Source organism: Leucobacter weissii (assembly GCF_017565745.1).
Lineage (GTDB): Bacteria > Actinomycetota > Actinomycetes > Actinomycetales > Microbacteriaceae > Leucobacter > Leucobacter weissii.
In genome coordinates this window covers 180,736-207,097 of sequence record NZ_JAGDYM010000007.1, presented here as the reverse complement: position 1 = coordinate 207,097, position 26,362 = coordinate 180,736, and the positions used below count along the sequence as shown (strand labels likewise).

Below are 26,362 nucleotides of genomic sequence, written 5' to 3'. Positions count from 1 at the left end.
CGCGCGAGGAGGTGTGCGGGTATGAGCGCAGTCGGGACGGCGCGGTTCTGGGCGACGTGGGGAGCCCTGCTGCGCGAGGGCTGGGCTGCCGTTCGCGCCGGGGGCGCGAGACTGATCGGGGTGCTGTTCGCGTTCCAGGCGATCTCCCTGCTGCTGGCCTTCCCCCTGATCGGATGGCTGTTCCGGCAGGCGCTCCGCGCGGATGGGATGACCGCGGTCGACCTCGGCGCGCTGCGCCCCGGCGGGGGCGTCACGATCACGCTGGGGCTGCTGATACTGATATCGCTGCTCGTCTTCTGGCTGGTGGCGCTCCAGTTCGCCGTGCTGGTGCTGCTGCTCAGCCGTCTTCGCCGGGGTGTGGAGCTGGCGGCGACGGACGTGCTGCGGGATCTGGGCCGGGTCGCGCGGAAGCTGCTGCGTCCGTCGTCCGCGCCGCTCGTCCTCTACCTGTTCGTGCTGCTGCCGCTCACCGGGTTCGGGTTCACGACGGTCTTCGCCCAGGGGATCGCCGTCCCGCCGTTCGTCTCGGGCGAGCTCATGAAGAGTCCGACGACCGCCGCGCTGCTCACGGCCGTCTTCGTCGCGCTCGCCCTGCTGAACGTGCGGCTCGCCCTGACCGTTCCGGTGTTCGTGCTGACCGAGGCGAACGGCGGTCGCGCGATGCTGGCGAGCTGGCGGCTCACCGGCTTCCGGGCCTCCGGAGCCCTCGTCGGCGCGGTGCTCACGGTGATGCTGCTCGCCGCACTCGCCACGCTCGCGCTGGTCGCGGCGACGGTCCTTCCCACGGCCCTCAGCGATGAGCTGGTTCCGAGCGCGTCGCCGGTCGTTGCGGCGTTCTCCCTGGGTGCCGCCCAGGTGCTCGGCTCGCTGCTGACCTCGCTGGTCACGGCCGCAGTGGCCGCGATGCTGGTGGTCCTGCTGGATCGGCGGTCGGCCGCCGCACGGCTCGCCTTCGCGCCGCATGCGACCGGCGGGCGGACCCGCCTCGGCGGGCGCTCCGCCGCGCTGCTGGTGACGGGCTCCGTCGTGCTCGCATCGCTCCTGCTCGGCGCCGTCGACATACCGGTGATGCGCAAGCTGGCGGAGCAGCCGCAGGCCCTGGTGCTCGCGCACCGGGGATTCGACGGCGACGGCGGCCCGGGGGGCGTCGAGAACACCATCGGCGGGCTGGAGGCCGCCGCGGAGGTCGGCGCCGACCTGGTCGAGATGGACGTCATGCAGACGAGGGACGGGCGCTTCATCGTCATGCACGATGCGAGCCTGTCGCGACTGGCCGGCATCGACGCGATGGTGAAGGATCTCGCCTTCGACGAGCTGGTCGGCACCCGGGTGCGCGACAGCGCCGGCAACGAGGGGACGATCCCGGGCCTCGCCGACTACGTCACCCGGGCAGGGGAGCTCGGGATGCCGCTGCTCATCGAGATAAAGCTCGGCGGCGCCGATACGCCCGACCACGTGTCGCGGCTGGTCGGAGAGCTCGAGGACCTCGGTGCGCTGGACGATCACATCTACCATTCTCTGGATCCGGGGAGCGTCTCGGATCTCAAACGTCTGCGACCGGATCTGACCGTGGGCTACACGATGGCGTTCGCCGGCGCGGGCGCCCCGGACACCCCCGCGGACTTCATCGTGGTGGAGGAGTGGTCGGCGTCCCAGGACCTGCAGGACGCGGCCGGGGGCGAGGGACTCGGCTTCATGGTCTGGACCGTCGACGAGGAGACGACGATGCGCGAGCTGCTGCGGCGCGGCGTCGACGGGCTGATCACCGACCGTCCGGGCGCCGCGCTGGACGCGAGGGCGAGCATGCAGCACGAGACCGGCCTCTCGAACACCCTCATCGACGCGCTCACCTCGTTCGTCGTGGTGTTCTGAGGGGGTCGAACCCGTGCCGGCTGTGCTCGCCTCGGCCGTGGCCAGCCTCCCCGTGTTCGCGGGAACCGGGAGCGCCGCGGCGCTCCTGGTGGCGGAGCGGGGCCGGCGACTCGGGGCGCTCCGGGCCGCCCTGGCCTCGGCCCTGGTTCTCCGGTTCGGCGCACTGGGCGGGTTCATGACCGGATCGAGCAGCGGGGCCAATGCGATGTTCGCCGCACCGCAGGCGGAGGCGATCGCGGCGATCGGCGGCGACGCGCTGGCGGCGATCGCCGTGCACAACGTCGCGGCCGGGCTCTTCATGATGGCCGCGCCCGCCAGAGTCGAGTTCGCCGTGCAGCTCTGCCCCGATCGGTCGACCGCGCGGCCGGTGCAACGCGCCGTGCTGCTGGTCGATCTGTCGATCCTCGCGCTGCTCGCCGTCGCCCTGCTCCTCGTGCCCCGGTGAGCCGTCCTCAGCGCTCGTCCGCGCTTCCGTCTGCGCCCTCGGCCGCGCGGCGACGGCGCAGGATCCTCCGCACTCGGGCGATCACGAACCACAGGAGGAGCAGGAGGATGACGACGACGACCGCGTCGCTGATCAGGCCGCTCCACTGCTCGAGCACCGGTTTGATCGCGGGGCCGAAGGCATAGCCCAGCCCGATCCAGATCCCGTTCCAGACGCCTGAGCCGACCGCGGTGTAGAAGACGAACTTCACGAGGGGCATGCGCTCGATGCCGGCGGGGATGGAGATGAAGGAACGCACCAGTGGGACGCATCTGCCGAGCAGCACAGCGAGGGCGCCCCACCTGAGGAAGAATGCCTCGGCCCGGTCGAAGTCATCGTATTCCATGAGCGGAATACGCCCGACGACTCGCCTCGTGCGGTCGCGCCCGAACGCCGCGCCGATGAAATACCAGGCCAGAGCGCCGACGAGTGCGCCGAGCGTCGCCAGCGCCCAGGCGAGCCAGAAGCTCATCCGCCCCTCGTACGCCAGGAAGCCCGCTCCGGGGAGCACCGCCTCTGACGGGATGGGCGGCACGAAGGTCTCGATCAGCACCGCGAGGCCGACGCCGACCTCCCCCAGCGTCTCCATGAGGCTCAGGACCCAGCCGATGAAGCCCTCGTACTCGGCGCTCGGGGCGGTCTGCAGCGGGAACAGGATCGGAGTGAGGCTTCGGGGCACGAGACCAGCTTATGAAGAGAGCCCCGGCTCGGGCGCGGCGGCGCGCCGCTTCTTCCGCGGCGGCGCGAAGAGCACCCAGGCGACCACCGCGGATCCGCCGGCGAACCAGACCGCCCACCACGGGAACCCCGGCGGGATCCCATCGCCGCCGATGGCCTCCTGCTGATCGGACTGCGGATCCGCGATGCGCACCGCGTGCACCATGAAACGGTGACTGTTCACGCCGATGGGCGTGCAGGTGAACAGCGTCACCCAGTCCTCGCCCTCGATGATCTCCAGGGATTCGGTCTCCCCCGGGAGGACGGTCTCGGTCCTCTCGACGCGGTAGTGGTGATCCTCGCCCAGCACGCTGATCCAGAAGGTGTCCCCCACCTCCGCCTCGGGGAGACGCGTGAACAGCTGCGACTGGGGCAGGCCGGAATGAGCCGTGAGCACCGACCGCGTGGACGGACCGCCGACCGGCAGCGACGTGCCGTAGAGGTGACCGACGCCCTTGGAGATGGTCGCGTCTGCGGTGCCGTGATAGACCGGCAGGCCGATGTCGAGACGGGGGTAGCTGAGCGTGCCGATCGTGTCGGTGCCGCTCACCCGCAGCATCCGCTCATAGGCCAGGTACACGTCCGAGCGCAGCGCCTCGTCCTCGTGCTGAGCGACGTAGGGATCGGTCAGCGGACCCGGCTCGAGCTCGTCGTTGTAGGCGTAGGCGGCCTCGAGGATCCCCCGTCGCTCTGCGGAGGGCGTGGCCTCCACCCGTTCCACGTAGCCGGAGATCTCGGCGTTGTGGCCGAGCCGGGCGAACCAGTCGGCGGCGTCGGGGTAGACGAGCAGACCGATGCCGACCATGGCGAGAAGCTGCAGCACGGCGCTCCACAGCGCCCGCGTCCGCTTGCGCGCGGGCCGGCGCGCGTCTCGCGGGATCCGGGGCGGATCCTCGGCGCGCCGCTCCGCCGTCGCCACTCCGCCGGGTTCGCCGATGCTCACTGCTCGGTGTTCTCCCGGCCGCTCGGCTCGGCGCTCTCCCCGCGCTCGCGCTCGCGGCGTCTGGCGACGAGCAGGATCCCCACGCCGCCGAGGAGGACGGCCAGCAGGACGAGGCCGGTCGTCTGGGCGCCGGTGATCGCGAGATCGCCGCCATCACCGTCGTCGCCGTCGTCACGGCCGTCATCGCCGTCGCCGTCGTCATCATCGTCTCCGCCGTCGCGCCAGAGCTCGACGACGGCGACCTCGGCCTCGGTGGTCGAGGTCACCGTCAGCGCGATGGGATGCTTCTCACCGGAGTAGCCCTCGGGGATCTCGGTGAGGATCACGTAGTAGAAGCGGAAGAGCGGATCGCTCTCCTCCCGTTCGAGCCCGTCGACGAAGTCCGAGAAGCGCAGGCCGTGGATCACGATGCTGCCGTCGGCGTCGGTCGTCCACTCGTCGGCACCGTCCACGGTGATCGGGTTGCGTCCGCGGCGCGCGTCCTCCGCCGAGAGGAAGAGCTTGAACTTCGCGCCCGGGATGAGGTTCCTCGGCTTGCCGCGCTCGTGGACGAGGATGGCGAGCGGCCCCCACTTCGTCAGGGCGGTGTCGCTCACCGGGCCGGGCGCGCCCGGCGCGCCGTCGATGATGGCGCGGCTGGCGGCGAGCTCCGCCCGCACCCGGTGCTCTCCCTCGGCGAGCACCCGGGTATCGACCCGGGTCACGACCCGCGCCTCGGGATGCGCGGCGACGGCCGCCGCGAGAACCTGGCGCCCCGCGGCGGTGAAGTCGATCGCCAGGGTGCGCGTTGCGGCGTCGAGGGCGCGGGTGTAGTGCACACCCGCGATGAGCTCCGGGCAGGCGGCCGCGCCGCATTCGACGGCGACCGCGGCGGCGGACGCGCCGCCGGTCACCTCGAGGCCGGACGGGAAGCGCAGGCCGATGCGGTAGCCGTCGATCTCCGGCTGGTTCGGGATGTCGCTGCGCGCCGTCCAGCGCACGGCGTCGCCGAGCTTCACCGCATCGGCATCGGCGATGCTCAGATCGATCGACACCGGGGCGTTCTTGGGGTACACGTGAACCGTGGTGAGCCAGCCGTCCCGGTTCACCGGATCGGTGAGCGGCAGTGCCACGAGGAACGGCGCCGATCCCACATAGCCCGCCGGAGTCGCGGTCTCTTCGACGTAGTAGAGTCCCACGCCGAGGGGCGCGAGCGTCGCGTTCCCGGCCGCATCGGTCGTGTCCTGCGCCGCGGCGGGCAGTCCGGCGACGAGCGCCGCCGCCTCGGCCGGGGTCAGCGCCGCAGCCGCGGCCTGGCCGGCGCTCGTCGTCAGGTCGATGCCCGGCACCGGTTTCGCGGTGAACGAGGCGCCCGCGACCGGGATCAGTCCGGCGGTGTCCTGCGGCAGGCCGGAGGCCGGGTCGCCGATGCGGTCGGGCTGCTCGAACTTGTGCACCTCGATCGCGGTGACGGCGGACGGATCGATCGCGACGGCGGGCGCGACCCCGACGCCGAGAAGGCCGAGCAGCGCGGCCAGGACGAGCCCGGGAAGGGCGGCCGGGCGGCCGCGGATTCCGGAGGTTCTCATGTCGTCTCCTCCGGTCCCGCGCTTCGAGGCCTCCGAGGACGTGCGCCTGGCCGCTTCCTCGAAGGTGCGAAGAGCAGATAGGCGGTCACGGCGGATCCTCCGACGAAGGCGACCGCCCACCAGGGGAAGCCCGCGCTTCGACCGTCGATTCCCGACGCCTGCGCTCCGCCGCCGTCAGGCGCCGGCACACGGCTCCCGCGCACGAGCAGGCGGTGGCTGTTGACGCCGATCGGGGTGCAGGTGATCAGCGTCACGTAGTCCTCGCCCTCGACGATGCTCAGCGACTCGGTCTCCTCGGGCAGCACCGTCTCGATGCGGTCGACCTCGTAGTAGCGGGTCTCGCCCAGCACCGACACCGTGAAGGCGTCGCCGACCCTCGCGTCGGGCAGCGGGGTGAAGAGCGACGCGTTCAGGAGACCGGAGTGCGACGTGAGCGCGGCGTGCGTCGAGGGTCCGCCGACCGGCAGCGACGATCCGTACAGGTGGCCGACGCCCCTCGAGAGCACCTCGTCATCGGTGCCGTGGTAGACGGGCAGGACGATGCCGAGCCGCGGATAGCCGAGCTCGCCGATCACTCCGCGGTCGCTCACCCGCAGCACCTCCTCGTAGGCGCGGTAGGCGGCGGTCTCGGCTTCGGCGTCGGCCGCGGTGCTGTAGGGGTCGCGGAGCACGCCCTGCGGCAGGTGCGCGTTGTACTCCTGCGCGATCGAGAGCTCCTCCTCGGCGATCCCGTCGGGCAGGGCCTCGACCTCTTCCGCGTAGCCGGAGATCTCCGCATCGTGGTTCAGCGTGGCGAACCAGTCGGCGGCGCTGGAGTAGACGAGCGCGCCGATGCCGAGCATCGCTCCGATCTGCAGAGCGATCGGCACCGCCCTCCCCGTTCTGCGGGCGGCGGGCGGCGCATCCGGGCCGGGGGCGCCCGGGGCGTCACGTTCGAGCAGCTGAGTCATCGGGCACCTCCTTTCCGTGTGCGTCGGGATCCGCGATTCGGGATCCCGCGGCTCCGCCGGCGTCGCCGGCCTCTCGCGGGATCCCGGGCGGTTACTCCGCGCTCGCCTCCGCGGTGCGGCGGCGACGCGCGACGAGCAGCACGATCGCGAGGATCGCGATGCCGCCGATGGTGAGGATCAGCGTGCCCGTGCCACCGGTGAGCGGCAGCTCGAAGCCGCCCTCGGTCTCGACGTCGGCGATCTCCCACACCTTGGGGCTGCCGCCCTCGAGCACGACCTGGACCTCGATCGGGCCCGGCACGAGCTGGTGGCCCGCGGGGGCCTCGGTCTCGACCAGGTAGAAGGATCGGAAGTCCGCGGGGGTCGTGGTGAGCCCGCCGTCGACGAAGTCGCTGCGCAGCAGACCGGAGATCACGATCCGGCCGTCGACGCCGCCGACGGTCTGCGTGGTCCACTCACTCACGCCGTCGATCGAGATCGCACCGGTGCCGCTCGTCGCGTCGGCCGCGGTGCGGTACAGCTTGAACTTGGCGCCGTTCAGCGGGGTCTTGGTCGAGCCGCTCTGGCCGACCTTGCTCAGCACGAGATCGCCGTAGACGATCTCCGCATCGTTGGTGTCGATCTCGTTCTCGTTGTTGATGGTCACCTTGGCGTCGTTGGTGATCGCTCCGGTGAGCGGCGCGACCGTCGCGCTGACCGCGGTCGTGAGCTTCACGGAGAGCTTGGTGGTCGGCGTGGCCGACCCCACGCTCTGGAGCTTCGCCAGCCCGGGCGACAGGAAGGTGATGGTCACGAGCCCTCCGGAGGCTGCCACGGTGTAGTCCGTGTCCTTGACGAGCGGATTGGCGGCGTGAATGGCGTTGTCGACGAACCGCACCGCCGGATCTCCGACGAGCGCGAGGCGGCTGTCGAGCTGGTCGGTGATCACATAGCCGGTCAGCGGCTGGTTCTGCGCGAACTGCGGCGCATCGGTCAGGATCTCCCACTCGATGTTCTCGCCGACCACGCGTGCGGTGCCCTCGTCGACGCTCTTGGTGGCGGTGACGTTCGCGGCCTTCGGGTAGGCGTAGACGGTGCTCAGCCACTCGGCGCCGTCGTCCGGGTTGGTCAGCGGCAGGGTCAGCAGGAACGGTGCGGACTTCGTCTGCCCGGCGGGCACGTCGATCTCGCGCACCACGTACTGACCGGCCGGCACCGAGGTGCTCGCGGTGGCGCCGTTCGCGCCGGTCGGGCCGAGCGTCAGCGCGGTCGTCGACTCGGTGCCGCCGACCAGCGCGCCTCCGGAGTCGAGGGAACGCCCCTGAGCCGCGAGCAGACCGGCGTTGGTCAGCGTGCTCGACGATCCTCCGGCGGCGGTGTTCGCGATCAGGGTCAGCTGGAAGGTCGCGCCGGGGAGCCCGCCGGTGACCGTCTCCTGCGTGCCGTCCCCGACGGCGAGGGTGCCGCCCGGGTTGGTGACCTTGGTGATGACCACGTTCGTGCTCGCGGGCGGATTGGGCGGGGCCGCCTGCGCCGCCGCGCCGCCGAGGGCGAGCGCCGCGGCCGTCGCGAGCGCGCCCAGCGAGACGAGCAGCCCTCGCTGCTTCTTGTGGGTGTTCATGGTGTTCCTTTCGTGGAAGAGCCGGTGTGAGAGTCGTTCGATGATTCGTGCGGTCGGAGGGGTCGCGCGGGGCGCGGGGTGCGAGGTCAGTGCGCACCACCGCCGTCGCGGTCGTCGCCGAATGCGCCGCGGGGCTCGTCGGGGAGCGGTGCGCCGTCCGCGAGCGCCGCCCGACCCGCCTGCCGTCTGCGCCACCAGACGATGCCCGCGAGCACGGCCGCCAGGAGCACGCCTCCGACGATCAGCAGCCAGAATCCCGATCCGCCCGAGAGCGGCAGGGCGACCGATCGGGTGTTGACCACTCGCAGCGTGTAGCTGTAGTCGCCCTCGGCGCCTGTGCGCACGAGGGTGACCTGCGGGTTGGGCAGGGCGTCGACGGCGATCACCCCGCCGAGGGAGACGTTGATGAGCACGTCCTGGGTGAGCAGCTGATGCCCCGGCAGAGCCGCGGTCTCGCGCAGCCAGTACGCACCGGGCGGGATCCCCGTCGCCGTGAACCTGCCCGGCTGCCCGCTCACCGGCTGCACTCCTGGCGACACCGGGGTCGATCCAACCGCGCCGTTCTCGTCGGGGAAGAGCGCGAAGCTCGCGCCGCCCGTCAGCGTCGTGCCATCACTCGCGTATTTCTCGACCCAGAACTCCGCCGCCGGAATAGCGCAGTCGACGAGGGTGTTCGAGAGGCCGAGCCGGGAGATCGTGCCCGACGCCAGAGATTGGTTTGCCCACGTCGACGTGCTGGCGTTGGGATCGGACTTGACGCGCACGGTGGCGGTGTTGGACTGCGCCCAGTAGAGCGAGCCGTTCGCGCCGAGCCTCACCGCTCCACCGTTGTTGCTGCTCGGCGCCGTGGCGTGCACCGAACCGAAGTTGTTGCCGAGCGACGTCGCGGTCACCGTTGCGCGATACAGCACGCCCGCGGTTCCGCTCACGGAACCATTGCGAGAGGCGAACAGGTACCCGCCGCCAGGCGAGAAATCCAGGCTGTACCCGTGGGTGTTGCTCGAGTTCGTGAACGTCCGATTGGTACCCACTCCGCTGATGCTTCCCGTCGCGGCGTCAAAACTCATCAGCCGAACCCGGCTGGTGGTGCTCGCGGAAGCGAGGACCGCGAATTGCGCGACGCCGCTCGAACGCGCCAGACCGGCGTTGTATCTGATGTCCTCGTAGTTGGGGTTGCTCGCAGCCGTGTTGGTGCCGACCGAGGAGGCCCGGCTCGTGCCGGTGTAACCGCTCGCATCGAAGAGGTGCGCATCGATGTTCGCGTTCCCCCGGCGAGGGCTCAGCACCCAGTATCCTGTTCCGTCCGCGTTGGGCACCGCGGTCACGGCGGTGGATGCCGCGGTTCCGCCGAAGGCCGTCGCTCCGCCCACGAGTCCGAGTCCTCCGGCCAGCGCCATATCGACGCTCCGCCAGCTCAGCTGTCCGGCGCCGGTGGCGGTCGCCGAGGTCGTGATCACGATGAACCTGCTGGTTCCCTGACCCGCCGGGATGACCGCGACGGGTGAGGCGCCGATGAGTTGACTGCCGAGCACGCTCGACCCCGCCATGGGCGCACCGGTGCTGGTGCGAATCACCGCGCTGTTCGCGGCACCGGTGCCGCTATCGACCACGAAAAGCAGCTTGCCCTTCGAATCGGTCACGGTGAAGGAGCCGTGCGTGCTCGACAGGTCCGGCATAGCGCCGGCCAGCGTGGTTCCGCCGAAATCGAACCGCGCGGCGGTGCCGAAGCCCCAGAACCGGTCGCTCTCGCTCGACTGATCGACCGTGCACGCCATCGTCGGCACGGTGCTGATGTTCACACTCAGCGTGGACTCGTCCCAACCGCCGTAGAGGTTCGAGACGCGGTATCTGAGCGGCGTCACGGTGTGGTTCGAGCCGCCGTTGTGCACGAAGGTCACGCGACGGTTCGCATCGACGCTCCAGGTGCCGTTGCTCGCCGCGATGCTCGTGCTGCCGCTCGCGGGAGCCGGCACCCATGCGGAACCGTTCCACACCTCGAGCGTCAGGCGGTTGGGATCGTCGGGCCTGACGATGCCGAGCGTGCTGCCGTGCTTGATCACCTGGAAGGCGGCCGTTCCGCCCGGCGCGATGACCCGCAGGGCCGGGTCCGCCTCCGGGTTCACCGGAACCGTCGCCGAACTGGTCGCCCGCAGGTTCCTGGGGGCGCCCTCGCTCGAGGAGATCGAGCCCACGGCCGTCGCGGTGTTCGGGATGCGGCCGGCATCGCGCTGGCCCTCGGTGACGGTCAGGGATCCGGTGCACTCCATGCTCTCGAAGCGGTCCAGCGTCGTGGTCGGGCAGACGATGTTCGGGATGAGCGGATCGGTCACCGCGATGTTGTAGACCTCGGTGAGGCCGACGGCGTCCTCGGAGGTCGCGTTGTGCACGACGAACTTGTAGCTGACCGTGTCCCCCGCGTCGAAGCCGGTCTTGCCCTCGTCCCGGGGTGTGCTGTTCTCGTAGTCGACCGCCTTGGTGAGGCTCAGCTCCTTCATCGGCAGCACCGTGCCGACGCGCACCGCGTCGATGAGGTGCGCCTGCTTCGAGCCGCCGGTCGCGCCGAGGAAGCCGAACTTGATGAGCGGAGGCACCGGCTGGGGCATCACCTGGTCGATCACCGTGCGGAAGTAGCCCTCGTTGAAGTCGATCTCGACCGTCACCCGCGGATTCGTCTCGCCCTGCTGCATCGGATGCACCGTCACCCGGACCTTGCGCTTCGCGGCGTCGAGCGCGGTGCGCACGCCGGCGTCGTAACCGGAGTTCCCGCTCGCCGGAATCCCGGCCGACGGGTGGTCGAGCGTCTTCGAGAGCGGCGACGCGGAGATCTGGTTCTGCCCGACGAGGCAATAGCCGCTGCGCAGGTTGCCGGGCCCCCGGAGTCCGACCGACTGCGGGGTCTGGAGGGAGGAGGACCCGTCGCAGCTCGAGGTCGGGGCCGCGTGGGACGTGTTCACGAAGTTGCCGTACACGTCGAGGCCGACGCCGAGGTAGCCGTGGGCGAGGCCGTTCGTGTTGTAGACGTTGCTGGTGCCGCTCGGCCGGTAGGCGTAGCCGAGCGCACCGCCGGAGTCGCCGGGCTGGGTCAGGTTGTAGGAGCCGTCCGAGAGGAAGAAGCCGATGCCGTCGGCGCCGCCGCTGTCGTTGCCGTACTGGTAGCTGGTGAACTCGACGACGAGGCCGTCCTGCGAGGGGAGGGCGCGGTTGTACAGCGCCGCGCCCACCTTGTCGTTGCTGTCGTCGGTGAGCTGCAGGAACCCCTTCGGCGTGCCCACCGGCGCCTGGAAGGAGGTCGCCGGGCTGTTGACCCGGTTGGAGCAGTAGCCGAGGCCGTTGGCGGGCGTCGATCCGCTCGGGGCCCGCGTCAGGCAGGCCTGGCTGAGTCCGCGCCAGCCGGGATCGTCGACGCTGGTCCCGGAGAAGTCCTCGTCGAGCATCCAGGTCGAGCAGCCGATCTCGACCAGCGGGCTCGGCGCGGACGAGCGGAAACCGGTCTCGCCCTCGGGGGCGGCCCCGCGGGACGCGTAGGTCTGCACGCGCAGATAGCCGTCCTGCGTGCACGCGTTGAGGGTCGTCGCGAGCGTGACCGCGTAGGTGAGCGTGGCGCCGGCGGGCAGCGTCGCCGTGCCCGAGAACACGGTGTCGGCGGCCTCTCCCGCGTGGTCGTGGACGATCGTCCGGCTCGTGCCGCCGACGTCGGGGCAGCTCGCGCCGCCGGAGGGGGTGCAGGTCCAGGCGGCCTCGGTGACGTGACCGGTGAGCGGCACGTAGTACCGATAGGAGATGGGGACGTTCAGCGTCCCCGAGCTCGTGTTGCGCCAGGTCGCCGTGAAGACCCGCGCGTCGCTCGAGAGCACCCGGCTCGGGTTGCCGGCCGGGCCGGGCGAGGTGACCGTGTTGGTCATCGTCACGGATCCGTTCGGGCAGGGCGTCGCTCCCGAGATCTGCCCGGCGCTCGAGGCGCTCGCGACGATGTCGTCGGGCGCCTCGAAGCCGGCACGGCCGAATCGCGCCCAGCCTCCGATCATGACGGTGTCGCCGTAGCTGCAGACCGCGGTGTCGAGCACCGGGGTCACCACGATGGTGAAGGTGAGCTTCTGGCCGATCGCCAGGTCCGCGACCCCGGCGAAGGTGTTCGCGTACTCCCCGCTCTGGCCGCTGAGGCTCAGCGCGCCCGTGGGCACCCAGTCCGGGCACGATCCCGCGGGCGTGCTCGCGCAGCTGACCGTGTAGGTGGTGTCGTGAGCCGCCTCGATCATGAACTGGTGCCAGAGCCGGGCGTTGGAGATCGGGGCGGTCTTGTCGTTCTCGTAGCTCACCGTGAACGTGCGGGGCTCGCCGGACGCGGATCCGCCGTCCGGCGTCCAGGTGCTCGTGATCCGGGGCTCGGGCCCCGTCCCCTCGGGAACGTCCTCGTCCGGAGCGCTCGCGCCGCTCAGGGACGCCGGGCCGGATCTGCTCGCACGGGGATCCGGTGCGGGCTCCTCCGGAGCCGGTTCGTCGGGCTCGGGGCTCGCCTCGGACGACGGCTCCGGGGAGGCCTCCCCGGGATCGGGCTCGGGGGTGCTCGGCTGCTCGGGGGCCCCGTCGCCCGGCGGCGCGGACGGCGGCTCCTCCCCCGTCGGCGTGGCGTCCGCTCCGCGCGCGTCCTCGCTCAGGCGGAGCGCCGACGCGGGCGTCGCGTGGTCGACGGGAACGGCGACGCCGATCAGCAGCGCGAGGGCGATGAGCGGGGACGCGAGACGGAATGCCCGCGCGCGCTCGGGCGGCGTCGCTCTCCGAGACGCACGCGGCGTTCCACTCCGCCTCAAACTCACTCCCAACGATGGTCTGCACGTCGCACACACCATCCGAGAGGCGGGGGTCGCGCGATTCAGGGCCGATACGGCAATCTCGTTCAAAATACGGCATAGAATCTTCCGTAACGCGACCGGCGGGGCGATCTCCCCCCGGAAATTCCCCTTTTCGGTCGCGCACCGTCCGCCCGCTCACGAAGGGGGTGCCCATGCCGCTCTCGCCCAGTCCGAACGGCGCACCGGCGACCGCCCCGAGCACCGCGCGGCTCGTGCTCTTCAACGCCCCCGCCGGCCACGGCAAGACCCGGACCGTCGTCGAACGGTACGGCGACGGCGGCGACCCGCGGGAGCCGGTGCGCTGGATCCGCTGCGCGCCGGGATCGGTCGACACGGTCTGGGCGGACCTCTCCCGGGCGATCGCCTTCGTCACGGGGTCGTCGCCCGACGCCGAGGATCCGTCGCCGGAGACCGTCAAACGCGCGGCAACCGAGCTCGCCGCGCCGTGCACGGTGGTGATCGACGACTACCATCACGCCACGAGCGCCGCGAACGACCTCGCCCTCGCCGATCTGATCGAGGCGGCGCCCCGGCTCTCGCTCGTGGTCGCCGGGAGGCGCGTGCACCTGCTCGACGGCCCGCTCGTCACCGGGCGCATCGCGGTGCACGTGCTCGGGCCGGAGGACTTCGCCGTCTCCGCCGGCGAGGCGATGCGGATGGCCGCCGAGGCGGGGCTCCCCGAGACCGAGCGGCTGCGTCTCGCAGTCGAGCAGACGCGGGGCTGGCCGCTCGCCGTGCGGGCGGCGCTCGGCCCGGGAGCCGATCCGATCGCGAATCTCACCCGCTTCGCGCTCCACCACCTCGAGCTCCTCGACGATCCGAGCCGGCGCATCATCCTCATCGCCTCCCAGCTCGACGCCGCCGGCCTCGATCAGCTCGCCGAGGCCGCCGAGTGCCCGATCGCCGAGGCCCGCGCCTGCGTGCACGATCTGCTGGAGCGCGGTCTGCTGCTCGCGGCGCACCGTTCGGAGATCACGGAGTTCCGCTGCCACCCCGCGGTTCAACCCGCGCTCGCCGCGCGATCCCTCCGCTCCAGCTCGCCCGCCCGCCGCGCCGCGCTCCTTCGCGACCGGGCCTCCCGCATCGCGGCGGCCGCGCCGTTCACGGCCTTCACCCACCTCTGCGCCGCGGGCGCCTACCCGGAGGCGGAGGCGGTGCTGGCGCAGCACTTCACCGCGATCACCGACGAGGGCGAGGAGGCCGCCCGGCTGCTCCGCGCGCTCCCCGAGAGCGCCCTCGCCGCGCACTCCACCTTCGTCGCGGCCCGCCTGCTCCTCGAGGGCCCGGATCCGGCGGCCCCGCTGCCGATGCTCAGGCGACTGCTCGAACAGGCCCTCCCCGCGCTGCGGGAGCGGATCCTCGCGGAGGAGGCCGCGCCGACCGAGATGCATCTCCCCCTGCTCGTCCAGGCCATGACCTTCGAGCGCTTCGTCGGAGACGCGGACACCGCCCACCGCATCGCCGAGGACGTCGAGGCCCGCCTCAACGACACGGCGCCGGACGAGGCCCACCCCGCGGCGAGGGGAGCGCACGGCGCCTCGGTGTCGCGCAGCGCCTTTCCCATGCACGCCAGGGAGATCGCGCTCTCCGCGCTCCGAGCCGGCGACCTCCCCCAGGCCCGGCGGAACCTTCGCCTGCTCCGCGCCCACGCGGAGCAGCTCATGGGCGGCTCGGCGCTCGCGGGCGGGAGTCCGGCGCTCGCGACCGTCAGCGACGCGGAATCCGGACGACGGTGGCTGCTGGCCGCGCTGAACGAGCTCGCCCTCACCGAGCTGCTGGACGGCGATCTCCGCTCGGCCGCGGAACTGCTCGAGCAGTCGGAATCACTCGGCGCGTCCGGGAGCGGGAAGGCTCCCGGCAACTCCCGCCTCAGCGGGGAGATCGCGCGCGCGGTGCTCGCCAGCGAACAGGGCGACGAACGCATGTTCGCCCGCGCGGAGGAGCGCATCGCCCCGATGCGCGACCGGGTCGAGCAGTGGCCGCTCGTGCTGCTCGCCGAGGCCGAGATGGTCCGCCGGAGCCGCGGCGCGGACTGGGCGCTGTCCCAGCTCGACGCGAGCGTCGTCCAGGCCTCCGAGAGCGGGCGCCGGCTCTCCGGCGCCTGGTACGAGCATCTCGTGTGCTACCGGGTCATGCTGCACACGGTGCTCGGCGACGTCTCCGCCGCGGCGCAGCGCCTCGCGGACCTGCCCGACGCCCGCCCCGATGCGCAGATCGAACGCGCGCGCATCGCGCTGTTCTCCGGTGATCCCGTCGGATCCCTGCTCCTCGCACAGCGGATCGGCGACGCGGGGACGACGAGGAGGCAGCAGCTCGACCGCTGCCTCGTCTCAGCCGTCGCGGCGTGGGACTGCGGGCGGACCGACGAGTCCCTCAGCGCGCTGCGCAACGCGGGCCGGCTCATCCGGGGCGGCGCGCCGACGTCGACGCTGGCGGGCGTGCCGCACTCCTCGCTGCGCGAGATCGCGGAGGCGGCGAGCGACGCCGGGGGGTGCGAGCTGCTCGACCTGATCGACTCAGTGCCCGAGCCCGCCCGCCCGCGACGCTACGAGCGGCTCACCGGGATGGAGCTCCGCACGCTCGCGACCATCGCCGAGCATCGCACCTACAACCGGGCGGCCGCGGCGCTGTACGTCGCATCGAGCACGGTCAAGAAGCATCTGGCCTCCGTCTACCGGAAGCTCCACGCGAAGAATCGCGACGAGGCCATCCTCGTCGCGAAGCGGATGGGGCTCCTCGACGGCGAACCGCCCGCCCGCGAGTCGGCCTGAGCGCGGGGCGTTCAGAATCGCTCGGCTATCTCGACCACGTTCTGGAGGAGGAGCGCGCGGGTCATCGGACCGACCCCGCCGGGGTTCGGCGAGACCCAGCCGGCCACCTCCGCGACCGCGGGATCGACATCGCCGACCACGCGGCTCTTGCCGGTGCTCGGGTCCACCCGGCGCGAGACGCCCACGTCGAGCACGATCGCTCCCGGCTGCACGTCCTCCGGCCGCACGATGCCCTCCACGCCGGCCGCGGCCACGATCACGTCCGCTCGGCGCAGTTCGGCGCCGAGATCCGCGGTGCCGGTGTGGGTGAGCGTGACCGTCGCGTTGAACTCCCGGCGGGTGAGCAGCAGCCCGATCGGGCGACCGACCGTGACCCCGCGGCCGATCACCGCGACGCGCCTGCCCGCCCACAAGAGGCCGTTCCGCTGCACCAGCTCGATCACGCCGCGGGGCGTGCACGGCAGCGGGGAGACGATCGGGGCGTTCGCGTTCAGGACCAGCCGACCGAGGTTCGTCGGGTGCAGCCCGTCCGCGTCCTTCCCCGGGTCGATGCGCTCCAGGATCCGGTCCGTGTCGATGTGCCTCGGGAGCGGCAGCTGCACGATGTAGCCGGTGCAGGCCGGGTCGGCGTTCAGTTCGTCGAGCACCGCCTCCAGCTCCTCCTGCGTCACCGTCTCCGGCAGATCCCGGCGGATCGAGGCGATGCCCACCTCGGCGCAGTCGCGGTGCTTGCCCGCGACGTACCACTGAGAGCCCGGATCCTCGCCCACCAGCACCGTGGCCAGACCGGGGACGATCCCGCGCTCCGCGAGGGCCGCGACCCGCTCGGCGAGCTCGGCCTTGATCTGCGCCGCCGCGGCCGTGCCGTCGAGCTTGCGCGCCGTCATCCCTCGATCACCAGTTCTCGAGGCCGGGGTAGAGCGGGAAGGCCTCGGCGAGGCTCGTCACCCGCGCCCGCAACGCCTCGACATCGCCGGCCCCCTGCAGGGTCTGCGCGATGATGTCGGCGACCTCGGCGAACTCGGCGTCGCCGAAGCCGCGGGTCGCCAGCGCGGGGGTGCCGATCCTCAGCCCCGACGTCACCATCGGAGGGCGCGGATCGAAGGGCACCGCGTTGCGGTTGACCGTGATGCCGACGGCGTGCAGCGCGTCCTCGGCCTGCTGCCCGTCGAGCTCGCTCTTGCGCAGGTCGGCGAGGACGAGATGCACGTCCGTGCCGCCGGTGAGCACGTCGACGCCCGCCGCCTTCGAGGCGTCGTCGGTCAGCGCCTTCGCGAGCAGCTTCGCCCCGGAGACCGTGCGCGCCTGGCGGTCTGCGAACTCCTCGGTGGCGGCCAGCTTGAAGGCGGTCGCCTTCGCCGCGACCACGTGCATGAGCGGCCCACCCTGTTGTCCGGGGAAGACGTTCGAGTTGAGCTTCTTGTAGAGGTCGAGGTCGTTCGTCAGGATGAAGCCGGAGCGCGGCCCGCCGATCGTCTTGTGCACCGTCGAACTGGTGACGTGCGCGTGCGGAACCGGGCTCGGGTGCAGCCCCGCGGCGACGAGACCGGCGAAATGCGCCATGTCGACCCAGAGCGTCGCGCCCACCTCGTCGGCGATCGCGCGGAACGCCGCGAAGTCGAGCGTGCGGGGGTAGGCCGACCAGCCGGCGATGATCACCTTCGGCTTGTGCTCGAGCGCCTTCTGGCGCACGACGTCGATGTCGACGAGGAACGTCTCGGGGTCGACCCCGTACGACACGACGTTGTAGAGCTTGCCGGAGAAGTTGAGCTTCATCCCGTGGGTGAGGTGACCGCCGTGGGAGAGCTCCAGCCCGAGGATGGTGTCGCCGGGCTCCGCGATCGCCGAGAGCACCGCCGCGTTCGCGGAGGCGCCGGAATGCGGCTGCACGTTCGCGTACTTCGCGCCGAAGAGCGACTTCGCGCGCTCCCGGGCGAGCTCCTCGGCAACGTCGACGAACTCGCAGCCGCCGTAGTAGCGGCGGCCGGGGTAGCCCTCAGCGTACTTGTTGGTGAGGACCGAGCCCTGCGCCTCGAGCACCGCGCGCGGCACGAAGTTCTCGCTCGCGATCATCTCGAGCGTGCTGCGCTGGCGGTCGAGCTCGTTCTGCAGGACCTCGGCGATCTCCGGGTCGACCGATTCGAGCGGCTCGTTGAAGAATGCTGACTGGTTGGACACGTGCGTCTCCCTTGTTGAGGTGTTTCCAGGATCTGCGGCCCAGGCGAGCGGCCTTGTTGTGCGCGGCTCGTATCCCCGCGCGTTTCGTCGTTCCCCGATGGTGACCATCTGTACGCCAGTCGCGACGAGACAACTCTAGCAACCCGACGGGCGGTCCGTGAATCCCCGCCCCCGGAGCGCCGCCTAGGCGGCGCCGTCCACGCCGAGAGCGCGCAGGAGCCGTCCGCCGAGGGCCGCCAGCTCCGGGTCGTCGGGATGGCGCGGCCCGCGGCCGGGAACCGGCACCTCGGCCTGGATCCTCCCCTCGCCCAGAACGATCACGCGATCGGAGAGCCGCACGGCCTCGTCCACGTCGTGCGTCACCATGACGACCGTGAGGTCGTGGTCGTTCCGCAGCCGCCCGATCAGCTCCTGCAGCCCCAGTCGGGTCAGCGCGTCGACTGCTCCCAGGGGCTCGTCGAGCAGCAGGATGTCGGGCTTCCGCGCCAGCGCGCGGGCCAGCGACGCGCGCTGGGCCTGACCGCCCGAGAGCGTGAGCGGCCAGGCCCGCTGCTTGTCCTCGAGGCCGACCTCGGCCAGGGCCCGCTCCGCGACGACGGCGCGGTCCCGTCCCGTGAGCCCGAGCGTGAGGTTCCTTCCGACGGAGAGCCAGGGGATGAGCCGGGGCTCCTGGAAGGCGACGGCGAGCTCGCCGTCGATCCGCACCTCGCCGCCGTCGGGCTGCTCCAGCCCGGCGACGATCCGGAGCATCGTCGACTTGCCGGTTCCGGATCTGCCGACGATCGAGAGGAACTCGCCGGATCGAACGGTCAGATCGAGGCGCTCGAGGATCGACTCCGTTCCGAAGCGCTTGTCCACCGCCCGGAAGCGGATACGGGGCCGGGCCGCCATGAGCGGCTACTGCGCGCCGAGATCGACGACTGCAGCGCTCACGTCGGGTGCGGCGTCGAGGAATCCGAACTCCACGTACTGCTCGGCGAGCTGCTGCAGGGCACCGGTGTTCTCGGCGTCGAGCGGCTCGATCGTCGGCACGTCGAAGGTCGAGATGACCTCGACCACCTCGTCGGTCGCTCCGAACTCCGTGTAGGCCCGGGTGATGACCGTCGGGTCGGCTTCGGCCCTGGCGGCCTCAGCCACGAGTCCGTCGTAGGCGGCCTGCAGCGCTTCGGGATGCTCCTCGGCGAAGGAGCGGCTGGCGATGTGGATCGACCAGTTGTACGAGGGGAGCTCCGCGCCGGTGACGAGCACCTCCGACCCCGGCGTGGCGATCGCGGCGGCGAGGTTCTGGTCGTACGAGGCGATCGCGTCGACCTGGCCGCTCGCGAACGCCGTCGCGAAGCTCGTCGTGTCGAGGGTGACCTTCTCGACCTGCTCGACGTCCAGCCCGGCTTCCGCGAACGCGAGGTTGAGCAGGTAGTCGCCCGTCGCGCCCGGCCCGTCGATGCCGACCTTCTTGCCGTAGAGGTCCTCGAGCTCCGTCACCCCGGACTGCTCGGTCGCGACGATGCCCTGGCTCGCGCCCGAGTACTTCTCGAGCGCGAACGCCACCCACTGATCGCCCTGGGCGGCCAGGTTCACGAAGTAGCCGGTCCCGGTCGACGAGGCATCGGCCTCTCCAGCCGTCACCGTGTCGTACGCCGTGAACGGATCCATCGGGCCGAGGAACTCCACGGTGCCGCCGACCGCTTCCAGCGACTCGTCGATCAGACCGGAGTCCTTGGCGGTGGTGAGGAAGTTCGCCGTCGGGAGGTAGGCGGCGCGGAAGGTGACGTCTTCCGCCGACGCGGGAGCGTCGGCGGCCGGCTCGGCGCTGCTCGAGCATGCGGCGAGCGCGGCGACGGCGAGGAGCGCGGCTGCGGCGCTCGTCGTTCTGCGGAGGATGGTCATGGGGTTTCCTTTCGATGGGCGAAGCTGCCCGGGGTCGGATCGGTCAGGTTTCGAGGATGGAGGGGCGCCAGCGCAGCAGGCGGGACTCGAGCAGGCGCACCACCCAGTCGGTCAGCACGCCGAGCACCGCGTAGGTGACGATGCAGAGCAGCACGATCTCGGGACGCACGAACCGCTGGGCCTGCGTGAGCAGGAACCCGATGCCCGCGTCGGTGTTGACGGTCTCGCTCGTCACGAGGGCGATCCAGGCGATCGCGAGCGAGAAGCGCAGCCCGGTGAGCACCGAGGGAAGCGCGCCGAGGAGGAGGATGCGGGTGGTGACGATCCACCGCGGGTAGCGGTAGACCCGCGCGAGCTCCAGCAGCTTGGCGTCCACCCCCCTCACACCCGCATACGTATTGAGATAGATGGGGATCAGCACGCCGACGGCGATGAGCAGGACTTTCATGCCCTCGCCGATGCCGAAGGCGATGATGAAGAGGGGCAGCAGCGCGTTGAAGGGAACCGCGCGGAGCATCTGCAGCGGACGGTCGAACACCGCCTCGCCGATCCGCGAGTAGCCGGAGAGCAGGCCGAGCACGAGGCCGATCGAGAGGCCGAGCACGGTGCCGGCGAGCACGCGCCCGAGGCTCGTGAGCATCGCCGCGGGGAGGGTGCCGTCGCTGGTCAGGTCGACCGCCGCCTCGACGACGCCGAGCGGGGAGGGCAGCACGTTCCCGCCGATCGCGCCGGTGGCGGAGCCCGCCGCCCAGAGCAGCAGGATGGCGAGCGGGCTCAGCCAGTAGACGTACGGCCGCGGCGCGGCGCGGGAGCGGCTCCCCCGGGCCGGCGCCGCCGGGCGAACCGCGCCGACCGGCACCGCTCACGCCTCCAGCAGCGAGAGCTCGTCGACGAGCGCGGTGACGAACGATCCGGTGCCGCGGGCCGTTCGACCCGCTCGAGCGGCGGCCTCGGCGAGCGTCGCGTGAGCGCCCGCAGCGGCGTCGAAGGGATCGAGGCCGCTGCCGAGATAGGCCGCCACGAGAGCGCCCAGACCGCAGCCGGTGGCCGTCACCCGGGTGAGGAGCTCGTGACCGCCGGGGATCAGCACGGAGCGCGTGCCGTCGGTGATCAGATCGACCTCGCCGCTGACCGCGACGATCGCACCGCTCGAGGCCGCCAGTGCCACCGCGGGCTCCAGCGCCTCCTCCGGTGTCGCGGTGGAGTCGACGCCCTTGCTCGTGGCCGCGCCGCCGGCGAGCCCGATGATCTCGCTCGCGTTGCCCCGCACGACGGCGGGACCGATGGCGAGCAGTTCGCGCGCGAAGTCGTCGATCCTCGGGGCGCCCGCCCCGACGACCACCGGATCGAGCACCCACGGAGTGCCGCTCCCCGCGGCGGCCCTCGCCACGGAGACGAGTTGCTCGGGCGTGTCGGTGATGAGCGCCGCGAGGTTGATCCACGCTCCTCCGGCGATCGATGCGAGATGCTCCGCGGCGAACGCGATCGCGCCGATGGCCGGCGAGGCGCCGACGGCCAGGACGAAGTTGGCGCTCTGGTGGGCCGCGATGTAGTTCGTCAGGCCGTAGGTGAGGGGCTGGGCCGTCCGCACGGCGCGCAGCGTCGACCGGACGTTCCGATCCTCCCAGGTCAGCTCCTGCAGTGCCATTTCCATTCCTCCGCAGATGTGAATACTGCTGTATGCAGTTGAGTGTAGGTGTGTCCAGCAGTGATGCCTCCCAGTAAAGCCGCAAGCTCCCGCATCGACGAAATCGGGCTGTCTCATTCGGTCACAAAACGACGGACCCCGGAGGCCGGTCGAGCCGGCCCTCGCCGCTCCCGCGCTCCAGCGGCAGTGCGGGATCGGCCGCCCACTCGCTCAGGGAGCCGTCGTACAGGCGCACGTCGTCGAAGCCCGCGACGTGCAGCGCCAGCGCCAGCCCGGCCGCGTTGATGCCGCCGCCGCAGTAGAGCACCACGGGCTCGCCCCGCTCCCGGAGACGGGCCGCGAGCTCGCCGGCGCGCCCCCGGTCGATGCGGCCCTCGTCGTCGAGCAGCGAGAGGTACGGCACGTTGACGCTGCGGGGGATGTGCCCGCTCCGGGGGTTCGCGCCGGCCTCGCCGCCGAACTCCTCCGCGCGCAGCGCGCACACGAGCGTCGCCGCCTCCGCGCCCTCGGCGTACCCCCGCACCTGCTCCTTCGACGCGAACCACGAGCGGTCGAGCGCGAGGTCGTAGCGGGCCCGCGGCGGAGCCTCGGTCTCGCCGTAGGCGACCGGCCGGCCGTCCCGGACCCAGGCGGCGAAGCCGCCGTCGAGCACCGCGACCTCGGCGTGCCCGAGGGCCCGGAGCAGGAACCAGACCCGGGCGGCCCACGCCCCGGAGAGCCGGTCGTAGACGACCACGCGGTCCCCGGGCGCGATCCCGAGCGCCCCGAACGCGCGCTGCAGCTGCTCCTCCGCCGGCAGGGTGAAGGGCAGCCCTGAGCTCGCGTCCGAGAGCTCCGTCAGCAGCTCGGCGTGACGCGCCCCGACGATGCGGCCCTCGACACGGAACTGCCCGCGCCCGGACGCGTAGCCGTCCGGGGTGCGCAGGACCGTGGCGTCGAGGATGACCGGGGCCCGGCCCCGCTCGATGTCCGCGTGCAGACCGGCGGCGTCGACCAGGGCCGCGCTCATCGCGCGCCCCCGCTCCGCGCCCGGTTGCGCCACTCCCCGCGTTCCGGGCGTCGGAGCCCGAGGTGCTCTCGGAGCGTGGTGCCCTCGTACTCCTCCCGGAACACGCCACGGCGCTGCAGCTCGGGGACGACCTGCTCGGCGAACTCCGCGAAGGCCGTCGGGACCTGAGTCGCGATCACCATGAAGCCGTCGGCGGCCCCCGCCTCCACCCAGAGCTCGAGGCGGTCGGCGACCTCGGCGGCCGAGCCGAGCATGTCCCCCTCCGTGCGGGCCCCGTACCAGCTGCCGAGCTGCCGGATCGTCATCCCGGTGCGGCGCGCCCGCTCGACGACCTCCCGGTAGTGCCCCTGGACCCCCTGGACGTCGATGTCGGGGAGCGGACCGTCGAGGTCGTAGGCGGTCAGGTCGAAGTTGATGTGATAGGCCAGCCTGGAGAGACCCGCGACCGGATCGACGAGCCGTTCGAAGACGCGGTGCTTCTCCTCCGCCTCGGCGCGGGACGGGGCGAGGATCGGGGCGATCGCCGGCAGGATCTTGATCTGGTCGGGATCCCTCCCGTGGTCGGCGGCCCGGCGCTTGACGTCGGCGTAGAACTCCACCGCCGACTCGAGGGAGTCGTGGCTGCAGAAGATCACGTCCGACCAGCGGGCCGCGAAGTCGCGCCCCTCGGGGGAGGCCCCGGCCTGCACGATGACGGGGTAGCCCTGCGGCGACCGCGGCACTCCGAGCGGCCCCTGCACCGAGAGATGGCGCCCGACGAAGTCGATGGCGTGCACGGTCTCCGCGTCGCCGAAGACCCCGCTCGCCCGGTCGGCGATCACCGAGTCGTCGCCCCAGCTGTCCCAGAGCCGGGTGACCGCCTCGAGGAACTCCTCCGCCCGGGCGTAGCGCTCGGGCCGAGCCGGCAGCGCGGGCTGGCCGTAGTTCTGCGCCTCGGCGTCCTGGAAGCTGGTGACCACGTTCCAGCCCGCCCGCCCGCCGCTCAGGTGGTCGAGCGTGGCGTAGCTGCGGGCCACCGAGTAGGGCGCGCTGTAGCCGGTCGAGCTCGTCGAGACCACGCCGAGTCGAGAGGTGACCGCCGAGATGATCGAGATCACCGGGATCGGATCGAGGCGGGGCGTGCCCGCGCCGTGGGTCACCGCGGGGGCGAAGCTTCCACCCAGGCTCCGCGGCACCGCGAGCGAATCGGGGATGAATACCAGGTCGAACTTCGCCGCCTCGAGCGTGCGGGCCACGGAGGTGTAGTACTCGGCGGTCAGGAAGCCCGGGTCGGCCTCCGGATGCCGCCACCCCACCGTTCCCATGGGCCCCGCGTTCATGAACGCGGCGAGATGGATGCGCTTCTTCGACGTCGGCATGGGACCCCTTCTCCAGTAGCTGTATTCAGTTGGATACTAAAGCGTCGAACTGTATGCCCCGTCCACCGGAGACATGGAGCGACATATACGATGGTGAAACCGTTCCCGCCCCGACCGCCTGCACGAAAGGAACCCGCCCATGGCTCCGACCGCGCGCGCCTCGGTCTACGACACCCTGCGCACTCGCCTCGCCTCGGGCCACTACGCCCCCGACGCCGTCCTCGTGCCGAACGCACTGAGCGAGGAGTTCGGCGTCTCGCGCACCCCGGTGCGGGAGGCCCTCGCGTTTCTCGAGCGGGACGGACTGCTCTCGGCCGCCCAGCGCGGCTACGGCATCACGCACCGCAGCCAGGAGGAGATCCTCGAGCTGTTCGAGGCGCGGGCGAGACTGGACGCGTTCGCGGCCGAGGCGGCGTCGGCCCGGCGCTCCCCCATCGACCTCGCGAGCCTGCACGAGCTCAGCTACGGGCCGCGCACCTCCGGGGATCCCTCCGAGGTGCGGGCGACGCTGAGCGCCTGGCACGAGCGGGTGCGCACCGCGGCGCACAACTCGACGGTCACCGAGCTGCTGGGCCGGCTCGACGACCAGATCAAGGTGAGCATGCTGCGCTACGGCGACGTGCGGCAGCGCGAGCTCCAGATGTGCCTCAGCGAGCACCGGGCGGTATTCGAGGCGATCCGCGAGAGCGACGGGGCGGAGGCCAACCGGCTCATGCTGACGCACCTCGAGCACGACCGGGATCTCCGCATCAGGCACTTCGCCGAGCACGAACCGCTCTCCGCCCCGAGACCGTTCGCGCTCGCGAGCGCCGGCGCCTGAGCCCGTCGCCGCCGCGGATGATCCACTACCCTTGTACAGCGTGAACGCGATCGCAACCTCCGCAGAGCCGCCCCAGTGGGTGCTCACCCTCTCCTGCATCGACGGACCGGGGATCGTCCACGCCATCAGCGGCGCGGTCGTCGCCGCCGGCGGCAACATCGAGGAGAGCCAGCAGTTCGCCAGCCGCGACACGGGCCGCTTCTTCATGCGCCTGCAGGTGGGAGCCGTCGCGCCGGGCGGACCGGAGGCCCCCGCCCCGTTCGAGGAGCGGTTCGCGCGGGCGCTCGCGCCCGTGACCGAGCGCTATCGCATGACCTGGCGTCTCGACACGGTCGGGCGCCCGGTCCGCACCCTGCTCCTCGCGAGCACGGCCACCCACTGCGTGAACGACCTGCTCTACCGTCAGCGCAACGGGCAAGTGCGGATCGACGTGCCCCTGATCCTCTCGAACCACACGACCGCGCGCGACATCGCCGACTTCTACGGCGTCCCCTTCGAGCATCGCGCGATCTCGGGCGCCGAGGACAAGGCGGCCTTCGAGGCGCGCGTGCTGGACGTCGTCGAGGAGCAGCGCATCGAGCTCGTGGTGCTGGCGCGCTACATGCAGATCCTGAGCCCGGGGCTGTGCGAGGCGCTCGCCGGGCGCGCCATCAACATCCACCACTCGTTCCTGCCTGGCTTCAAGGGCGCCAACCCCTACCGGCAGGCCCACGCCCGCGGCGTGAAGCTGATCGGCGCGACCGCCCACTTCGTCACCACCGACCTGGACGAGGGCCCCATCATCGAGCAGGACGTCGTGCGCGTCGACCACTCCTACTCGCCGGCCGAGCTCATGCAGCTGGGCCAGGACGAGGAGGCCCGGACCCTGCGCCGAGCGGTCACCTGGTTCGCCGAGAACCGGATCCTGCTCGACGGGGACCGCACGATCATCTTCCGCTGACCGTGCTCCGCCGACGGCGGCGCTACGCTTCGCCGACGGCCGAGCCGCCATCCGGCGAGAGCGCAGCGCCCCCCACCGGACCGGCGCCGGCGAGTTCGGCCCCCAACCCGGCCAGGAGCGCGTCGAGCCCGGTCTCGAAGGCGGCATCGCTGGCCCGGCGCTCCGCGAGCCCCCGCGCCCTGGCCGCGTAGGCCGCCCGGAAGTGCTGGAGGTCGTCACCGTCTCCGGGGTCGAGCATGTCGTCGGGCGCGACCTGGTCGAGGGCGGAGCCCAGGATGAACGACTCGAGCGCCACGACCACCGTGAGCACGCGCTCCTCGGGCCAGCCCGCGGCGAGGAACCCCGCGCACACCGCGTCGTACATCCGACCCGTCCGGGAGCCGGGGACGAGCGGGCGGACCGCGAGCAGCGCGATGGTCGGCGGGTGGGCCGCGAAGGCCCGGCGGTAGGACCGCGCCCAGAGCCGCACGGCGGCGTCCCAGGGCAACGAGCCGAAGCCGTCGACGTCGATGCGGTCGCTCACGAGTTCGCGCAGTCCCGCGATGATGTCGTCCTGACCGGCGACGTGGTTGTAGAGGGCGGACGGACGGACGCCCAGTTCGCGCGCGATGTCGCGGATGCCGGCGCCCTGCTCCCCCCGCTCGTCGAGCAGGCGGAGCGCGGTGCGCAGGATCAGCTCCCGGTCGAGCACGGCCTGCCTGGGCCGGCCGGATCCGCGCGTCGCCGCGACGCGATTCGCAGATGACATCATCGACCTCTTCTCTCCC

General features: G+C 71.8%; 20 protein-coding genes and 1 riboswitch. Of the genes, 5 read left to right on the top strand and 15 right to left on the bottom strand.

Going from position 1 to position 26,362, the window contains the following annotated elements; translation table 11 throughout:
* Positions 1–21 precede the first annotated feature (21 nt).
* Together J4H92_RS07110 and J4H92_RS07105 are read left to right on the top strand one after the other, a co-directional pair.
* Positions 22–1,872, top strand: a complete 1,851-nt coding sequence (locus J4H92_RS07110; protein ID WP_208097479.1) for a glycerophosphoryl diester phosphodiesterase membrane domain-containing protein — start codon at positions 22–24, stop codon at positions 1,870–1,872.
* A 13-nt stretch (positions 1,873–1,885) separates the two neighbouring features.
* Positions 1,886–2,317 (top strand): L-lactate permease, encoded by a 432-nt coding sequence (locus J4H92_RS07105; protein WP_208097478.1) that lies wholly within the window; start codon positions 1,886–1,888, stop codon positions 2,315–2,317.
* A gap of 7 nt (positions 2,318–2,324) precedes the next feature.
* Here J4H92_RS07105 and J4H92_RS07100 read toward each other — a convergent pair whose 3' ends face one another.
* The 6 genes from J4H92_RS07100 to J4H92_RS07075 all read right to left on the bottom strand — a co-directional run bounded on the left by J4H92_RS07100 (position 2,325) and on the right by J4H92_RS07075 (position 12,942).
* Entirely contained in the window at positions 2,325–3,035 is a 711-nt protein-coding gene (locus tag J4H92_RS07100; protein ID WP_341783030.1) for a DedA family protein, read from the bottom strand.
* 9 nt (positions 3,036–3,044) lie between these two features.
* Positions 3,045–4,016 carry a class C sortase gene (locus J4H92_RS07095; protein WP_341783029.1) on the bottom strand — a complete coding sequence of 324 codons (972 nt, stop codon included), beginning with the start codon at positions 4,014–4,016 and terminating at the stop codon, positions 3,045–3,047.
* Entirely contained in the window at positions 4,013–5,584 is a 1,572-nt protein-coding gene (locus J4H92_RS07090) for a SpaH/EbpB family LPXTG-anchored major pilin (RefSeq protein ID WP_208097477.1), read from the bottom strand. Before J4H92_RS07090 ends, J4H92_RS07095 begins: the two co-directional genes overlap by 4 nt.
* Complete coding sequence (locus J4H92_RS07085) at positions 5,581–6,534, bottom strand: class C sortase (RefSeq protein WP_243752092.1); 954 nt, start codon at positions 6,532–6,534, stop codon at positions 5,581–5,583. The genes J4H92_RS07090 and J4H92_RS07085 overlap by 4 nt, the downstream gene beginning before the upstream one ends.
* Positions 6,535–6,625: 91 nt before the next feature.
* Positions 6,626–8,134, bottom strand: coding sequence for a SpaH/EbpB family LPXTG-anchored major pilin (locus tag J4H92_RS07080; protein ID WP_208097476.1), 1,509 nt, complete (start codon positions 8,132–8,134; stop codon positions 6,626–6,628).
* Positions 8,135–8,220: 86 nt separating this feature from the next.
* Positions 8,221–12,942: a DUF7507 domain-containing protein gene (locus J4H92_RS07075; protein WP_208097475.1), complete on the bottom strand. Its 4,722-nt coding sequence runs from the start codon at positions 12,940–12,942 to the stop codon at positions 8,221–8,223.
* A gap of 194 nt (positions 12,943–13,136) precedes the next feature.
* Here J4H92_RS07075 and J4H92_RS07070 point away from each other — a divergent pair, with 194 nt between their 5' ends.
* Positions 13,137–15,755 (top strand): LuxR C-terminal-related transcriptional regulator, encoded by a 2,619-nt coding sequence (locus J4H92_RS07070; protein ID WP_208097474.1) that lies wholly within the window; start codon positions 13,137–13,139, stop codon positions 15,753–15,755.
* Positions 15,756–15,766: 11 nt separating this feature from the next.
* On the opposite strand, the gene J4H92_RS07065 is transcribed toward J4H92_RS07070, so the two are convergent.
* The 8 genes from J4H92_RS07065 to J4H92_RS07030 all read right to left on the bottom strand — a co-directional run bounded on the left by J4H92_RS07065 (position 15,767) and on the right by J4H92_RS07030 (position 23,835).
* Positions 15,767–16,642 carry a bifunctional methylenetetrahydrofolate dehydrogenase/methenyltetrahydrofolate cyclohydrolase gene (locus J4H92_RS07065; protein WP_208097473.1) on the bottom strand — a complete coding sequence of 292 codons (876 nt, stop codon included), beginning with the start codon at positions 16,640–16,642 and terminating at the stop codon, positions 15,767–15,769.
* 7 nt (positions 16,643–16,649) lie between these two features.
* Positions 16,650–17,933: a serine hydroxymethyltransferase gene (gene glyA / locus J4H92_RS07060; RefSeq protein ID WP_208097472.1), complete on the bottom strand. Its 1,284-nt coding sequence runs from the start codon at positions 17,931–17,933 to the stop codon at positions 16,650–16,652.
* 30 nt (positions 17,934–17,963) lie between these two features.
* Positions 17,964–18,066, bottom strand: a riboswitch (ZMP/ZTP riboswitch).
* A gap of 50 nt (positions 18,067–18,116) precedes the next feature.
* Positions 18,117–18,824 (bottom strand): ABC transporter ATP-binding protein, encoded by a 708-nt coding sequence (locus tag J4H92_RS07055; RefSeq protein WP_208097471.1) that lies wholly within the window; start codon positions 18,822–18,824, stop codon positions 18,117–18,119.
* Between the two features lie 6 nt (positions 18,825–18,830).
* A complete protein-coding gene (locus J4H92_RS07050) occupies positions 18,831–19,820 on the bottom strand; it encodes an ABC transporter substrate-binding protein (protein WP_208097470.1) in 990 nt (329 codons plus the stop codon).
* A 43-nt stretch (positions 19,821–19,863) separates the two neighbouring features.
* Positions 19,864–20,679: an ABC transporter permease subunit gene (locus tag J4H92_RS07045; protein WP_208097469.1), complete on the bottom strand. Its 816-nt coding sequence runs from the start codon at positions 20,677–20,679 to the stop codon at positions 19,864–19,866.
* A 3-nt stretch (positions 20,680–20,682) separates the two neighbouring features.
* Entirely contained in the window at positions 20,683–21,468 is a 786-nt protein-coding gene (thiM, locus tag J4H92_RS07040; RefSeq protein WP_208097468.1) for a hydroxyethylthiazole kinase, read from the bottom strand.
* Positions 21,469–21,589: 121 nt separating this feature from the next.
* Complete coding sequence (locus J4H92_RS07035) at positions 21,590–22,477, bottom strand: sulfurtransferase (RefSeq protein WP_208097467.1); 888 nt, start codon at positions 22,475–22,477, stop codon at positions 21,590–21,592.
* A complete protein-coding gene (locus tag J4H92_RS07030; RefSeq protein WP_208097466.1) occupies positions 22,474–23,835 on the bottom strand; it encodes an LLM class flavin-dependent oxidoreductase in 1,362 nt (453 codons plus the stop codon). Before J4H92_RS07030 ends, J4H92_RS07035 begins: the two co-directional genes overlap by 4 nt.
* Positions 23,836–23,974: 139 nt before the next feature.
* Here J4H92_RS07030 and J4H92_RS07025 point away from each other — a divergent pair, with 139 nt between their 5' ends.
* Both J4H92_RS07025 and purU read left to right on the top strand, forming a co-directional pair.
* Complete coding sequence (locus J4H92_RS07025; RefSeq protein ID WP_208097465.1) at positions 23,975–24,655, top strand: GntR family transcriptional regulator; 681 nt, start codon at positions 23,975–23,977, stop codon at positions 24,653–24,655.
* A gap of 31 nt (positions 24,656–24,686) precedes the next feature.
* A complete protein-coding gene (gene purU / locus J4H92_RS07020) occupies positions 24,687–25,595 on the top strand; it encodes a formyltetrahydrofolate deformylase (protein ID WP_208097464.1) in 909 nt (302 codons plus the stop codon).
* 22 nt (positions 25,596–25,617) lie between these two features.
* On the opposite strand, the gene J4H92_RS07015 is transcribed toward purU, so the two are convergent.
* On the bottom strand, positions 25,618–26,346 hold the full coding sequence (locus J4H92_RS07015) for a TetR/AcrR family transcriptional regulator (RefSeq protein WP_243752091.1): 729 nt from the start codon (positions 26,344–26,346) through the stop codon (positions 25,618–25,620).
* Positions 26,347–26,362 lie beyond the last annotated feature (16 nt).